The organism is Curtobacterium sp. VKM Ac-2922 (assembly GCF_022815645.1).
GTDB lineage: Bacteria > Actinomycetota > Actinomycetes > Actinomycetales > Microbacteriaceae > Curtobacterium.
Window position 1 is genome coordinate 63,001 of the sequence record NZ_JALGRO010000005.1, and the last position, 14,229, is coordinate 77,229.

The window sequence follows — 14,229 nt, forward strand, 5'->3', positions numbered from 1 at the left end:
GCGGCTGTGCCCCCCGCAGGTCAGGGGGTGGTGTCCCGACGGGGTCAGTCGTGCTGTCCGACGCGGCTCGCGAGTCGCCGTCCCGCGATGCGCGCGAACCGCAGCGGATCGGTCATGGCGTCGTCCGGTTCGCCGGTCGTTTGCGTGGCGATGACCGTCAGCGAGGCCGCAGCCGCGAAGGCGTCCACCGGGGCGTCGACGTCCCCTGCGACGAGCATCGACGGTCGCCCGGCAGCGAGAACCTGTACGACCGACGGCACCTTGCCCGCTGCCGACTGCCCGTCGTAGCGTCCTTCGCCCGTGACCACCACGTCGGCGTGCGCGATCGCTGACGGCAGCCCGAGCACCTCGGCGACGCCCTGTGCGCCACCCACCAGACGTGCGCCCCACACCAGCAGCCCGAACCCCGCGCCACCGGCGGCCCCGGCACCGGCGGTCGTCGGGTCGACGTCCGGGAACCGTGCCGCCCAACGCGTCAGGCGTGCCTCGTGCACGGCCACCCGGTCCGGCGTGACGCCCTTCTGCGGACCGAACACCGCCGCGGCGCCATCGGGCCCCAGCAGCGGGGACGTGACGTCCGTCAGCACCGTGACCCCGAGCGGCGGCAGCGGCCGGAGCGTGGTCGTGTCGAGCGGCCCGTCGCCGGGCGCGTCGAGCAGTGACCCGCCTGCACCGGTGTCGCCGAGTACCAGCCCGAGCGCGCCGAGCAGGCCGGCACCGCCGTCCGTCGAGGCGCTCCCACCGATCCCCAGCACCAGCCCCGTGGCCCCCGCATCGAGCGCGGCGGCGATCGACTGCCCGAAGCCGGTCGTCTGTGCGCGGTCCGGCTCGGGTGTCGTCAGGAGCGGCAGGCCGCTGGTCGCCGCGAGCTCGACGACCGCACGACCGTCCGGCAGCGACAACCACCACGTGTCGACCGGTGTGCCGGCAGGACCCGTCACGGTGATCGGCATGCGCCGTGCCCGGGGGAACGCCGTGGCGAAGGCGTCGAGCGTGCCCTCGCCGCCGTCGGCCATGGGCACCAGGGTCAGGACGTCGTCCGGGCGTTCCTCGGCCCAGCCGGAGGCGATCGCGGTGGCGACGGCCGCGGCGGTGGCGGTCCCCTTGAACGAGTCCGGAGCGATCACGACGTGCACGGCGACCACGCTAGCGGGCGGTGCGCGGGCGGGTGGTGCGCGCGGCTGGTGCTCAGGCGGGCAGCCCTCACGCGGGCAGCGCGAACCGCGGGTGCGGCGCACCGCCGGTCGCCAGGTCGGCCAGCATCTCGCCGAGCAGCGGCGCGAACTTGAACCCGTGCCCGGAGAACCCCGTCGCCACCGTCACCGGTCCGCGGCGGTCCAGCACGAAGTCCTCGGCGGGGGAGTTGTCGTACAGGCAGCTGATCAGTTCCGGCGCGGCAGCGTCGACGCCCGGCACGAACCGTGCGACGTACTCCTGCAGCCGACGGACCTGATCCGGCTCGGGGGCGAAGTCGCGCGTGTCCGGGTCGACGACGGCGCCGGTGCCGTGGAAGCCGACCTTGACGCCCTCGCCCGGGGTCAGCAGCCCGTACACGTCCGGTCCGTCGGTCTGCCAGTGCACGAAGCTCGGCCAGGCCGACTCCGGCAGGTGGCTGGGGAAGTGGGCGGGCTGCTCTTGGGTGACACGCAGTGCCGGGAGGCCCGCCCCGCGTCCGGCGAACAGCTCGCCGACCACGGCGGGCGCCCACGACCCCACCGCGGCCACGACGCTGGTGGCGGTGATCGAGGTGGTGCCGTCCGGGCCGTCGAGCACCAGCGTGACCGTGTCGCCGTGGTCCTCGACGCTCGTGACCCGGGTGTCGAACCGCAGGTGGGCGCCGTCGGACGCCGCCAGGTCCAGCAGTGCCTCGATCGTGTCGGCCGCGCGGATACGCCCCGCGGACGGATGCGTCAGGACGGAGCCCTCGAACGCCAGGCCCGGCCACCGTGCGGTCGCCTGCTCCGGGGTGAGCCGCTCGTGGTCGATGCCGGCGCCGGTCAGCGCGGCGGCGATCGCGTCGACCTGCTCGGGGCGCCCGTGGTCGACCGCGCCGGTCAGGTCGAGCAGCGTCCTGCCGCTTGCGGACTCCAGGGCACGCCATGCGTCGAGGGCCAGCTGGCACAGCGCGACGTACTCGGGGTCCGCGTAGCCCAGCCGGAAGATGCGGCTGCCCCCGTGCGACGATCCTCGGTCGTGTCCGCGGCCGAACCGTTCCACCAGCAGCACCCGGGCGCCTCGGGCCGCCAGCGAGCGGGCTGCGGCGGCTCCGACGACACCGCCGCCGATGACGACGTGGTCGTGGTGCTCGCTCATGTCGCGATCGTACTGTCTGGTCGGCCTGGGCTCGGTGGCATGCTCACCGTGGCCGATGCCGATCGTGGCGCCTGGGTGCTCGGACGAGTCGGCCACTCCGAGCCCGTGTGGGGGTGGGGGACGTCGCTGATCGCGTCCACCGATCCGTGCACCCGGGCGTGCAGTGGGCCCGCATGACCCGCACCGACGCCGGTTCGGACCGAGCGTGGGCGATGACGACGGACATTGACTGTGACTCGACGAGCGTCGCATCGGGTCCGACGTGGATGACGGTCAGCCGAAGGACTCGGGAAGACGTGAGATCGGAGAATCGTCCCCCTTCCACAGGTCGAGTTCTCGGATGCGGCCCTGCTGATCGAAGGTGAGGAACGCCGTGATCGGAACACCGTCCTGATCCTCGAAGGTGCCCATGTGGGAACTGAAGCCGCGATCGTCCGATGCTGCCGGGTCGACGAAGCGGAGACACTCGGACTCGTCGTACCGAGCAACCTGCGCCGTGCTCAGGTCGAGTTGTGCCACCGACGCGCCCCGCGGCATGTGATGGGCCAACAGCCAGCGGACCACGGCCGCTTCTGCCCCGGTCAGTGCTCTCGGCATCGATGTCCTCTTCCTGCAACGACCATCTCGCTGCGTGGAGATGTCCTGCACACAGTCTGGTCGCCGATCCGCTACCGGGCCGCGGGCGCGGGCGTGGGCAGAGCGGCATCGTGACCACGACTGCCCGCGAGGAGCCCGACGAGGGGCAGCAGGACGCGGGCCTGGAGCAAGCGCATCGCCGCAGCGTTCGCGTGGATGCCCCATCGATGTTCCGGAGCGACCATGGCGACGCGTCCCGGGAGGAGTTTCTGCGCCGCAGCGGCCCGGGGTCGCATGGCTGCCTCGAACGCCCGCAGTGCTGCGGAGACCCGCTCGTCGGACGCATCCGCGTGCACGTCGTGACGGCGGAGCGCCTGTGCCAGTTCTGCCGCGCCGCGGAGACCGAGAGCGGTCCCGAGGCCGCTCAGGGGGCTGGCGCACCAGGCGGCATCGCCGATGAGCACCACGCGTCCGTCGGACCAGCTGTCGGGGACGTGGATCTGGTCGTAGGTGTCGAGTGCGAAGTCCGGCGCGGTCTGCGCCGCGTCCAGGAACTCGGCCGTACGCCAAGCGGCGCCGGCGAACACCGTGCCGAGGAGCGCGAGCTGCTCGTCACGATCGCGGGGAACGGTGGATGCGGCGAACGTCATCCCGACCTCTTGTCGGCCGGCATGTCCGGGGCGAGCCGTGACTCCCCGACGTCCCGGTTCGTTGTAGGACAGCGCCCACCCGTGCAACCGAGGCGTCTCCGGCCGCTCCTGCAGCGTGAACCAGGCGTGCGCGAGACCGAGTGGCTTCCGGAAGCGGTCCTCCGGGCCGAATCGCAGGGCGCGCGTCCGGGAGTGCGTGCCGTCCGCGCCCACGACGACGTCGAACACGGCGACCTGCCCGGACCGGAACCGCACCTCGACGCCCTCGACCGTGTCCGACAGGGCATCGATCGTCTCTGCGAACCGGTGCACGACACCGGCGTCACGCGCTCCGTCGTGCAGGAGACCTGCCAGGTCGGTCCGCAGGAGTTCCTCGCGCGAGATGAGTCCCTGTCCTCCGAACGCCTCGACCGGCATCTCGGCCATCCGGCTGCCGTCAGCACGGATCCAGGCGATGCCGCGCTGCGGGACCACGTGTTCGAGTGCGGCGTCGATGAGACCGAGGTCGACGAGGACCTGCCGCGAGTCGCCACGCAGGTCGACGGTCTGCCCGCCCGTCCGGAGTGCGGGGGCGATCTCGACCACGGCGACCTGCCATCCGTCGCGGGCGAGACAGAGCGCGAGGGTGTCACCGGCAATCCCGGCTCCGACGATGAGGACGTTCGACATGGTGCTCCGTTCTTGCAACTCACGTTGCGTTAGTAGACCCCACCATACCTAACGCAACCCGTTGTGCAATAGACTGCAGCCATGCCAGAAGTCGCCGGTTCCCTCCGCCCGGGTGGGCGCACCGCTCGGACGCGGGAAGCCGTGTTGAACGCCGTCCGCGAGACACTGGCCGATCCTGCCGCGGAGCTCACCGTGCCGGGGATCGCGCAGCGTGCCGGGGTGCACGCCACCACGGTGTACCGGCGGTGGCAGACCATCGAGTCCCTCGTGCTCGACGTCGTGGTCAGCGACGTGCGTCGGTCCTCACCGATCCCGGCAACCGGTGACCTCCGCGCCGACCTCACGACGTACGTCGATCAGCTCCTCACGAGCCTGCGCGGACCGCACGCGCTCGGGTTGCTCCGGGCGCTCCTCGCTGCGTCGCGCTCATCGCCCGATCCCCGGACGCTCGCCGAACTCGTGCAGCCGCGGGTGGCCGACTTCCAGGCGATGCTCGACGCAGCGGGTGTCACCGCGATCGACGGCATGGGGTGCATCGAGATCGTGATCGCACCCGCGTACCTGTGGGCCCAGCTCGGATCCCCCCTCGACCCGGCGAAGGACACGGAGCGCCTGGTGGACACCGTGCTCCGAGTCAGCTCGACCTGAGGCGACGCTCGCGCACATCGCGAGAGGCGACCTGGTGGGCCCCGGTCCGCTGTTCGTCGAACTGGTGGTGGTCGACTTCTCCGCGTGTCAGTCGGTCGTCGTCCAGGCTCCGGCGACGATGCGGTCGACGACGCGACGCCACCCCTCCGGAGCGGTCGGTTCGCGGCTTGCCGTCCCGGCCAGCCACAGAACGGTCATCAGGTCCTCGGTCGTGAAGTCCTCGGCGAGAACCCCGGCGGTGTGGGCGTTGTCGACGAGTTGCGCTCCGAGCGCCATCGATCGTTCACACGCGTTGATGAGGAGCACCGCCTCGGGGTACCGCCGCAGCATCGCGTCGTTCATGGCCGGGTCGCTCCGCTGGAGGTCGATCATCTCGGCGATGAACGTCTCCAGCTGCGCGCGGGGAGTGATCTGTGCCAGTGTCCGTTCGCGGAGGGTCGTGAGTTTCGCGCCTGCGATGTCGGGCACGACGGCGTCGATGAGTTCCTCCCGCGAACCGACGCGGTTGTACAGGGTTCCGATGCTCACGCCGGCTTCTCGAGCGATGTCCTCCAGCGGAGCGGACAACCCCCGCTGCGAGAACACCGCAATCGCGGCTGCGCGCAGCTTCTCGACGTTCGCCTGCGCGTCTCGACGCAGGCGGGGAGGGGTGCTCACAGCGACTCCGAAGGATGTTGAGGTCAACCTCAACATATGCTGAAGTCGATTTGAGGACGCCCTCAACATACCGCACCAGCACAGCCGGCCCGGCGGTGGGCCACGGAAGGACGCATCATGCCCCTCATCACCATCATCGGAGCGGGACCCGGGCTGGGGCTCGAGATCGCTCGGGCCTTCGGCGGCAAGGGCTTCGACGTCGCGCTCGTGGCTCGCAACCAGGCGCGGGTGGATGCGCTGGCGAGCGAGCTCGTCGCGGAGGGCATCCACGCTCGCGGGTTCGCCGCGGACGTCAGCGAGCCGGACACGATCCGGAGTGCGCTCCGATCGATCCGACAGACGCTCGGTCCGATCGATGTCCTCGAGTTCTCGCCGGCGGACCGGACCCTCGAATCGGTCGATGCACTCGACGTGACGATGGAGAACCTGCAGCCACAGATCGACTTCTACCTCGGCGGTGCCATCGCAGCCATCGGAGAGGTCCTGCCCGACATGGTCGCCGCGGGCACCGGGACGGTCCTCGTGACGACCGGTGGTGGCGCGCTCGCCCAGACGCCGGTCCGGGGAAACGTCAACATCGCCGCCGCGGGACTCCGGAACTGGACCCTCAACCTGAACACCGCCCTCGCCCCGAAGGGCGTCTACGTCGGCTTCGTCGCCATCACGGCGCTGATCGGAGGGGGTCGACCGGACGCTGAACCCGCGGTCATCGCGCAGTCGTACGTGCGGCTGCACGACGAGCGGCGGGACGCCGAGTTGCACTACGTCGCGTACGACGGCTGACGCGTCTCCTGACCGGGCCAGCCGACCCGGCGGGCCTCCGCCGGGATCCGTGTGTGGTCGCGCTCCGGAGGTCAGCCGGTCCCGGCACCGGCGGCTGCGGCTGCGGCTGCGAACTTGCGGAGCGTGGCGACCTGCTCGGCGGTGCTCGGCGGTGCGTCGGCCATCTGCCACGTCGACACCAGCGCGATCATGCCGCCGATGGTGAAGGTCCGAGCGTCCCCGGTGAGCGCTGTCACCGGCTGCGAGCCGTCGTGATCGGATTCCGTCAGCCAGGTCGTCATCGCCGCGGCGAGGACCTCGGCGACGCGCTCGCCCCGTGGGACCGCGCGGAGCTTGTCGAAGAAGTCACGATCCGCTCGCCCAGCGGTGAGCAAGGGTTCGATCCCGCGCTCCCGAACCGCATCGGTGAGGGCCTGCGCGAGGTTCGCCGCGCCCGTATCGAGCGGGAGCCAGTCGTCGAGGAGCCGGCTGATCCAGACGTCCGTCGCCAGATCACCGACGTTGCCGTAGTGGTTGTGGAGCGCCTGCCTGCTCAGGCCGGCGCGCTGCGCCACCGCGCTCATCGTGATCGTCTCGCCCTTCGGCGCCTCGGACACCAGCGCGGCCATTGCCCGGATCAGGGCGGCGCGGGTGCGCGTGACGCGCGGGTCCACCCGGTGGCTCGCGAGTGGCGCCGTGCTCGTTCCCTCCGTCATGCCCCCATCTTGTCAGAGCGTGCGTACTGATGTACGTTCGTCATATACTGGACAACTGTAAAGGACACCATGACGCACGTGACCGAGCCGGCATCGCGCCGGGGCGATGGCTCGCAGCACCCTGAGTACGAAGCGGCGGTCGCGGGCGGCGCGCTGAACTCCGAAGGGCCGGGGACAGCTCACCGCTACCGGAACGTGATCCTCGGTGGGATCGCGATCCTGCTCCTCGCGATGGCGATGTTGACGAGCTACTCGAGCGCGTTCGGCAATCCGACGCCGAACAACGTCCACCTCGCGGTCACCGGCGACGCGGACGCGATCGTTGCGCTCGAGCAGCACGGATCGCTGGACATCACCGTCGTGGCATCGGAACGGCAGGCGCGAACCGCGGTGCTCGACCGAGTCGTCGACGGCGCGGTCGTCCTGCCAGCACCGGGAGAGGGTGCCGCCGTCACCACGTACATCGCCAGCGGCGGCGGACGCGGCCTCGGCCAGGCGGTCTCCGGCATCGGCGACTCGATCGCGGCGAAGCTGCAGGCCACCAACACGGCCACCGACCTCGCACCCCTGCCCGCCAAGGACCCGGTCGGATCGATCGAGTTCTACGCGATCCTCTTCGCGGGCCTGGGAGCGGCCCTCGGTGCGACGGTGTTCGGGCGCATCCTCGGCACGGTCGACACGGCGGCGAAGTTCGTCGAGCGCAGCGTCGTCCTCGTGCTCTACGCCGGCCTCCTCGCCGGTCTGATCACCCTGTGGATCGACTCCGCACTCGGGGCGGTGACCGTCGGCCCCTGGGCCGTGATGGGGGTGCTCTGGCTGACCGGGGTCGCCATCGGGGGCGCAGTCACCGGCGTCGCCGCACTGGGCGGGTCCATCGCGGCTCTGGCGATGACGCTCGCCCTGGTGATCCTCGGGAACACGTCGTCCGGTGGCCCGCTCGGCATCCACGTCCTCAACGACTTCTTCCAGACGCTCTACGCCGTCTTCCCGCAGGGTGGCGCCCTCGACCTGCTGCGGTCCGTGCAGTACTTCGACGGCGCCGCGGTCGCCGCCCCGATCATCCGGCTGGCCATCTGGGCGGTGGCCGGTGTCCTGCTCACCCTGACGGCGATGCTCATCCGGAACCGACGCGACGCTGCGGCCCGATCGATGCACGGCCTCCACCCCGAGCGCGGTTCCCGCCAGGCAGCTGCACCGTCGGGTGCCGACACGGAGCTCACCGCGGTCACGCACGGGTCGACATCGCTTCCGTCGGTTCCCGGGCGCTGACCAGACGTACGAGAGCGCTGCCGGTGAACCGGTGGAGCGCATCACGACATCCACTCCTGCACACAACCAGCCCTCGTTGTCGAGGGCGATCGGAGGACCGCACCATGCCCGGCAAGATCGATGTTCACCAGCACCTGCTTCCACCCCGCTACTTCGACGCGCTGGCTGCGGCAGGAGCGCGGGCGATGGGTTCCGGCGCCACAGCCGGCGCGCGAGGGGGCCCACCGGCGGCGACCGGCGGAACCGCGCAGTGGGATCCGTGGGGTGAACGCGGAGGGACGGCGCCGCGACGGGGCCCTCGGACCATCGGCGGTTGGGCGATGCCGGAATGGAGCCCCCGATCGGCGATCGCGATGATGGACGCGGCGGGGATCGAGACCGGGATGCTGTCGATCAGCGCCCCCGGTGTCCACTTCGGTGACGACGCCGCCGCCCGTGAACTCGCCCGCGAACTGAACGACGACCAGGCCGAACTCGTCAGGGAACAGCCGGACCGGTTCGGGCACTTCGCCGTGCTGCCGCTGCCCGACTTCGACGGCGCCGTCGCCGAAGCCGTGCGAGCACTCGACGAACTCCACGCCGACGGCGTCCTGATGCTGTCGAACGCGCACGGGCGGTACCTCGGAGACCCCGCGTACGAGCCGCTGTGGGCAGAACTCGCCGCGCGCTCGGCCGTGGTGTTCGTGCACCCCACTGCCCCACCGATCACGCCGTTGCCGGGCATGCCCACGGCGCTGTTGGACTTCCCGTTCGACACCACACGCACTGCCGTGGACCTCGTCGCGCACGGGGTCTTCGACCGGTACCCGGATCTCCGCGTGATCCTCGCCCACGCCGGCGGGTTCCTGCCCTACGCCGCCAGCCGGTTCAGCGCCGCCGCCATGTTCAACCCCGCAACCACGCCGGAGCGCATGCAAGCGGGCCTGCGCAGGTTCTACTTCGACACCGCGCTGTCAGCATCAGCCACCTCGCTGCCGTCACTGCTGGCGTTCGCAGAGCCCGGCCACGTCCTGTACGGCAGTGATCTCCCGTACGCGCACCCGAACTGGAGCGCCCGCTTCGACCGCGAACTGGACACCTACGACGGCCCGGGCGCAGACCGACTGGGACAGGTGCACCGCTCTGCTGCCGAGCAGCTCTTCCCCCGCTTGGCTCGCTGAGGTGTTCCGACGGACATGACGGCGAGCGGCAGCCGACGGGGGAGAACGTGGAGCGAGTGACGGGAATCGAACCCGCGCTACCAGCTTGGGAAGCTGGAGTTCTACCATTGAACTACACTCGCAGACCCGCTCAGCGGGACTCGACCACCTTAGCGGATTCTGCGCTGGAAGCCAGCCGAACGCCCGCCGTGCGCCGTTCCGTCGGACCCGCCCCGAGCCTCCCGTGTCTCTTCTGTGAGCCGGGCGCTCTGACGGACAGGTGTCGGGGTCGTGTGTAGCGTCCAGGGGGTTCCAGCGACCCCGACCGAGGAGGACACGGATGGTCAGACATCCCCTCATCGACGACGTGATCGGCTCCGCCATCGTGGTCGACTCCGACTCGCCGGTGGTGTGGCTGACCGAGGCGTTCGCGTCGCTGTTGCACCGCGCGTCGGCCGCCGGACGCACAGTCGTCCTGCGCACCGGCCCCCGGGCCGCACTGACGCCAGCACTCCGCCACGCCCTCGGCGCCCACGGAGCGGCATGGGCCGTCGTCGACCCCGACGGCATCCTGCGCGACGGGCGGACCGGGGTCCGCGCCACCCACATCGAGGACTTCGTCGAGCACGGACCCGAGTTGCTCGGTCCGCCGTCGAGCGTGCACCCCCAGGCATCCGGCTCCGTCCGCCAGATCAGCATCGACCTGACGCTGCGGCACCACCCCGAGCGCGCGATCGACATCGGCTCGGCGATCGAGGCCCTGTGCCACACCGTCGGCGCCTGCCCCGACCGCTGGGGCACGGTCGAGCCGCTCGCCATGCCGTGGGACCGCTGGGTCGTGACGCAGTACGCGAAGCACGAAGCCCCGGGGATCAGCACCTCGTACGCCGTCGGCGAGGGCTTCTCGGCCACGATGACCGCGCACATCACCGACACCGTCGTGATCGAGACGATGTCCGCCGTGCTCACCATCCCCGAGTCCGGTGCCGACCCGCAGCTGGCGGAACGCCTGCTCGACGCCGTGCACCGTGTCGCCGAGGACGTCGTGCCCGTGTTCGGCGTCGTCATGCAGCGCCGCGGCGACACCGACCACCTGGTGCGGGCGGTCGCGCACGGCGAGCCGTCGCCGCTCGCCGTCATCGTCGGGCCCGAAGCGGCCTCGTTCCTCGACCGCGGCGACGTCTGGCCCCCGCCACGCACCTCGACGTCGACGTTCGGCGGTCGTGAGACCGGCGACGACCACGGGCTGATCGTCCGGCTCGAAGACGGCTGGGGTGCGCTCGAGGCCTTCCTCGACCGCATCGACGAAGACCGTTTCGCGCAGTTGGTCGGCGGAGCTCCGCTCGATCCGGCGCACGACGAGGGGACCCTCGACGGCCACGTCGGCGCGAGCCTGCCGGGTGGCCGCAGTGCCCCGTGACGTGACCCTGCTGTGCCGCGGCGAGGTCGAGGTGCGCGAGGTGGCCGAGGCGCTGCTGCGGCACGACGACTCGTGGGGTGTCCGTGCGCTCGACGACGGCCCGATGCTGCAGGTCTGCCGTGACGCGACGCATCCCGTCATCACGGTGCTCGGTGTCCGCCGCGTGGACACGCTCGACGAGGTCGTGCGGATCCTGCCCGATGCTCCTGCGCTCGCCGTGCCGCTGTGGTGGGTCGACACCGTGACACCGGCCGGGGCGGACGGCGAGTCGGGCATCTCCGCTGCGCTCGAGGCCGCGCTCGACCTGGACGCGGTCTGCATCGTCCACGGGGACTGAGGGCGCTGACTGCTGTCGCGGTCGCGCACCGTGCGGGGTTGACGGCTCGGTGGAGCCCGCGCACCGTGCTCGGTTCGGACCCCGTGCGCGGTTGACGGCTCGGTGCGGCGGAACAACCTGGCACGGAACCACTGACGCCGCACCAGCCATCAACGTCGCACCGTGCTCCGCGCGCGCCCGCACCCCGCCGCGCGCCGCCGTCAGTCGCGGTCGCGCATCGCCGCCAGACGCTCGTTGTACGCCTTGAGTTCGGCGTCGCCGTCCCGCTCCGCCTGCCGGTCCAGCCGCTTGGCGTCGCGCTTGTCCGACCGCACCCAGTTGCGCACCACGAGCAGCGCCACGAAGACCATCGGCAGCTCGGACGCTCCCCATGCGATGCCGCCGCCGGTGTGCTGGTCGGCGAGCAGCCCCACGTCGTTGGTCTGTCCCAGCGCGTGGAACCAGTCGGCCGCGTACACCGACTGCGAGGTCATCACCGCGACGCCGAAGAACGCGTGGAACGCCAGGGTCGCCAGCAGCGCGATGATCAGGATCGGGTAGGCCGGACGCTTCGGGCCCGGGTCGATGCCGATGAAGACCCAGAAGAACAGGTACCCGCTCAACACGAAGTGCACGACCATCGCGACGTGCCACTCGTGCGACTGCATCGCGAACTGGAACGCCGGGGTGAAGTAGAACACCACGAGCGACCCGGCGAAGATGACGCCCGCGACGGCCGGCTTCGCCATGAACTGCATGTACCGCGAGTGCACGAACAGCATCAGCCACTCGCGGGCACCGCGGGACCCGTCGTTGCGCACGGGCAGGGTCCGCAGCGCCAGCAGCACCGGGCCGCCGAGCACCAGCGGGAGCGGCACGAACATCATCAGCAGCATGTGCTGGATCATGTGCGACGAGAAGTGGATCATGCCGTAGACCGAGGGCCCGGCCGACGTCGTCCAGATGAAGATCGCACACCCGATCAGCCACGAGATCGTCCGGCCGACCGGCCAGGCGTCCCCGCGCTGCCGGAGCTTGCGGACCGCCAACAGGTACCAGCCGGCACCGACCACCGCGAGCGCGAGCCACACCCAGTCGATGTGCCACTGGGTCAGGAACGTGTGCAGCGTCTGCGTCGGCGGGTAGGGGTAGCCGATCAGGCCCGAGCGGGTGTCCTCACCGGTCTCCGGGGTCTGCGGGATCGGTGGTTGGCTGCGCGAGACGGCGACCGAGACACCGATCGCGACCGCCATGAACACGACCTCGGCCAGCGCGAACCGGGTGAACGAGCGACGGTCGAGCGGCGACCGCAGTAGCGCGGGGACGAGCTTGCGCCGCTGGACGACCCCGGCCACGCCGAGCAGCACCAGGATCGTGGCCTTGACGCTGATGAGCGCGCCGTACGTCGTCGTGACCAGGTCGAGCGGGCCGGTCAGGCGGAGCGACGCGTTGACGATGCCCGAGAACGCGACGGCTGCGAACGACCACCCGGCGAGCGTCGAGTAGCGCGCGACGACCCGGCCCGTGGCGCCCTTGGTCCGCGTGCGCAGCAGCAGCACGGCGACCAGGCCGCCGGCCCAGACGCACACCCCGATCAGGTGGATCGCCAGGGAGTTCACCGCGTTGGCGTGCTCGAGCGACCCTGCAGCGTGGCCGGACAGGGCGAGCGGCAGCAGCGCGAACAGGCCGAAGACCGTGGCGACGGCGAGCGTCGTGACCCGGGTGGCGAACGCGGCCAGCACGGTCGCGATCAGGATCGCCACCGCCGACACCACGAGCGACTGCCCGATCTCGACCTGGAACGCGAAGACCATGAAGTTGCGGGCGAACAGCGGCGACGTGATCGAGGACCCGAGCGTGTTGGCGCCCGTGAAGACGATGCCGACGACCGCGGCCAGGAACCACACGGCACCGGTCGTCGCGGCCCAGCGCACGGCGCGGTGCTGCACGCTCGAGATCGCCCCGTGGTCGGCCTTCTGCGCGGGCAGCGCGAACGCGGCGACGATCAGCAGCCCGATGGTCAGCGCGGCCATGGTGTCGTGCACGGCGCGTGCGACCGGCAGGCCGTACTGCACCAGGTCGCCGGCCGACACGAGCTGCTGGTCGGCGGTGAACGCGCCGGTCACGGTCATGCCGAGGATCGAGCACGCGACGGCGAGCGGCACCGCGATCGCGAGCACGGTCGCGACGGTCGAGGTGCGAGCGGTGCGGGGCGCGGATTCCGGACCCGCGCCTGGCGTGGGGGCTTCGGAGGTGGTGACGGTCATCAACCTGTTCCAGCGGTGCGTGCGTCCGCGGTTCCGCGGACCCTCCATGGTAGGCGCTCCAGCCTGGAGGCCCGGCGGACGTCCGCCCCGCCGCCTGCGGTCCGCCTCAGCCGCTGCTGCGTCAGGCGGGGCCGGCCGAGCCCTGCAGGTTCCGGATCCGGCCCAGCTCGTCGAACTCCACCGACACGGTGCCGTCGGGCAGGGTCAGGGTCCGGCCGTCCCACGGCACACCCCGGAGCGACGCCCAGCTGCCCACCGCGCGACGGTGGTCGGTGACGTCGATGGTGCCGATCGCCTCGCCGAACACCCGCACGATGCGGGGGACGCTCGGGGCGTCGAAGAGCATCCCCTCGAGCAGCACCCACGCCCGGGTGCCACCACCGACCGGAGCCCCGAACGCGAACCACGACCCGGTGGCCAGGCGTGCCGCGATCGACAGGCTCCACGCGAACTCGTAGCCGGCCTCGGCGGGATCGGCCTGGCGCTGCTCGCCGAACGGCACCTCGGGCTGCGTCAGCTCCGGCACGTCGTACTGCTCGCCGAACGCCCGGGTCGCGGTCGCGGCGGCCAGCACCGACGGCGGGAACTGCGACGGGTTCGCCCAGCCCCACAGCCAGCTGCGCGGACCCGGCGCCGCCGAGCCGAGCAGCTGGATGCGGAACTCGCCGGGCTGCGGCCCGGTGAAGCGGAGCGTCCCCGCGGCCAGGTCGATGTCCCAGTGGTCGTGGTCGTCGTGTCGATCGGCGAACTGCAGCTGCGCCTCGTAGGCCAGGAAGACCCCGTCGGTGACCAGTGCGTCGAACCCCCGCGAGCGTGTCATGCGTCCG

14 protein-coding genes and 1 tRNA gene are annotated in these 14,229 nt (G+C 71.3%); 6 read left to right on the forward strand and 9 right to left on the reverse strand.

All coding sequences use genetic code 11. The features are described from left to right. Nucleotides 1–44 precede the first annotated feature (44 nt). From MT346_RS07510 to MT346_RS07525, 4 genes are all read right to left on the reverse strand, one after another. Nucleotides 45–1,136, reverse strand: a complete 1,092-nt coding sequence (locus MT346_RS07510) for a glycerate kinase (RefSeq protein WP_243562200.1) — start codon at nt 1,134–1,136, stop codon at nt 45–47. 67 nt (nt 1,137–1,203) lie between these two features. Continuing rightward, nucleotides 1,204–2,313: an FAD-dependent oxidoreductase gene (locus tag MT346_RS07515; protein ID WP_243562201.1), complete on the reverse strand. Its 1,110-nt coding sequence runs from the start codon at nt 2,311–2,313 to the stop codon at nt 1,204–1,206. A gap of 273 nt (nt 2,314–2,586) precedes the next feature. Then, nucleotides 2,587–2,910 (reverse strand): hypothetical protein, encoded by a 324-nt coding sequence (locus MT346_RS07520; protein ID WP_243562202.1) that lies wholly within the window; start codon nt 2,908–2,910, stop codon nt 2,587–2,589. A gap of 71 nt (nt 2,911–2,981) precedes the next feature. Next, nucleotides 2,982–4,208 carry an FAD-dependent monooxygenase gene (locus tag MT346_RS07525; protein WP_243562203.1) on the reverse strand — a complete coding sequence of 409 codons (1,227 nt, stop codon included), beginning with the start codon at nt 4,206–4,208 and terminating at the stop codon, nt 2,982–2,984. Between the two features lie 81 nt (nt 4,209–4,289). Here MT346_RS07525 and MT346_RS07530 point away from each other — a divergent pair, with 81 nt between their 5' ends. Then, nucleotides 4,290–4,856, forward strand: a complete 567-nt coding sequence (locus tag MT346_RS07530) for a TetR/AcrR family transcriptional regulator C-terminal ligand-binding domain-containing protein (protein ID WP_243562204.1) — start codon at nt 4,290–4,292, stop codon at nt 4,854–4,856. Nucleotides 4,857–4,943: 87 nt separating this feature from the next. Here the strand turns inward: MT346_RS07530 and MT346_RS07535 are convergent, their stop codons facing one another. Beyond that, nucleotides 4,944–5,582 carry a helix-turn-helix domain-containing protein gene (locus MT346_RS07535; RefSeq protein WP_308221882.1) on the reverse strand — a complete coding sequence of 213 codons (639 nt, stop codon included), beginning with the start codon at nt 5,580–5,582 and terminating at the stop codon, nt 4,944–4,946. Nucleotides 5,583–5,630: 48 nt separating this feature from the next. Here MT346_RS07535 and MT346_RS07545 point away from each other — a divergent pair, with 48 nt between their 5' ends. Continuing rightward, complete coding sequence (locus tag MT346_RS07545) at nt 5,631–6,296, forward strand: SDR family oxidoreductase (RefSeq protein ID WP_243562205.1); 666 nt, start codon at nt 5,631–5,633, stop codon at nt 6,294–6,296. 71 nt (nt 6,297–6,367) lie between these two features. Here MT346_RS07545 and MT346_RS07550 read toward each other — a convergent pair whose 3' ends face one another. Next, nucleotides 6,368–6,991, reverse strand: a complete 624-nt coding sequence (locus tag MT346_RS07550) for a TetR/AcrR family transcriptional regulator (protein WP_243562206.1) — start codon at nt 6,989–6,991, stop codon at nt 6,368–6,370. A gap of 78 nt (nt 6,992–7,069) precedes the next feature. On the opposite strand from MT346_RS07550, the gene MT346_RS07555 reads away from it, so the two are divergent. Both MT346_RS07555 and MT346_RS07560 read left to right on the forward strand, forming a co-directional pair. Further along, nucleotides 7,070–8,260 (forward strand): hypothetical protein, encoded by a 1,191-nt coding sequence (locus MT346_RS07555; protein WP_243562207.1) that lies wholly within the window; start codon nt 7,070–7,072, stop codon nt 8,258–8,260. A 104-nt stretch (nt 8,261–8,364) separates the two neighbouring features. Beyond that, nucleotides 8,365–9,420 (forward strand): amidohydrolase family protein, encoded by a 1,056-nt coding sequence (locus MT346_RS07560; protein ID WP_243562208.1) that lies wholly within the window; start codon nt 8,365–8,367, stop codon nt 9,418–9,420. Nucleotides 9,421–9,468: 48 nt separating this feature from the next. Here the strand turns inward: MT346_RS07560 and MT346_RS07565 are convergent. Further along, nucleotides 9,469–9,542, reverse strand: a tRNA-Gly gene (locus tag MT346_RS07565). A 197-nt stretch (nt 9,543–9,739) separates the two neighbouring features. Here MT346_RS07565 and MT346_RS07570 point away from each other — a divergent pair. Next, nucleotides 9,740–10,819, forward strand: coding sequence for a DUF6177 family protein (locus MT346_RS07570; protein WP_243562209.1), 1,080 nt, complete (start codon nt 9,740–9,742; stop codon nt 10,817–10,819). Continuing rightward, on the forward strand, nt 10,800–11,156 hold the full coding sequence (locus MT346_RS07575; protein WP_243562210.1) for a hypothetical protein: 357 nt from the start codon (nt 10,800–10,802) through the stop codon (nt 11,154–11,156). Before MT346_RS07570 ends, MT346_RS07575 begins: the two co-directional genes overlap by 20 nt. Nucleotides 11,157–11,356: 200 nt before the next feature. Here MT346_RS07575 and MT346_RS07580 read toward each other — a convergent pair whose 3' ends face one another. Together MT346_RS07580 and MT346_RS07585 are read right to left on the reverse strand one after the other, a co-directional pair. Continuing rightward, nucleotides 11,357–13,402: a cytochrome c oxidase assembly protein gene (locus tag MT346_RS07580; RefSeq protein WP_243562211.1), complete on the reverse strand. Its 2,046-nt coding sequence runs from the start codon at nt 13,400–13,402 to the stop codon at nt 11,357–11,359. Nucleotides 13,403–13,523: 121 nt separating this feature from the next. After that, a complete protein-coding gene (locus MT346_RS07585; protein WP_243562212.1) occupies nt 13,524–14,222 on the reverse strand; it encodes a DUF6882 domain-containing protein in 699 nt (232 codons plus the stop codon). Between the last annotated feature and the right edge of the window lie 7 nt (nt 14,223–14,229).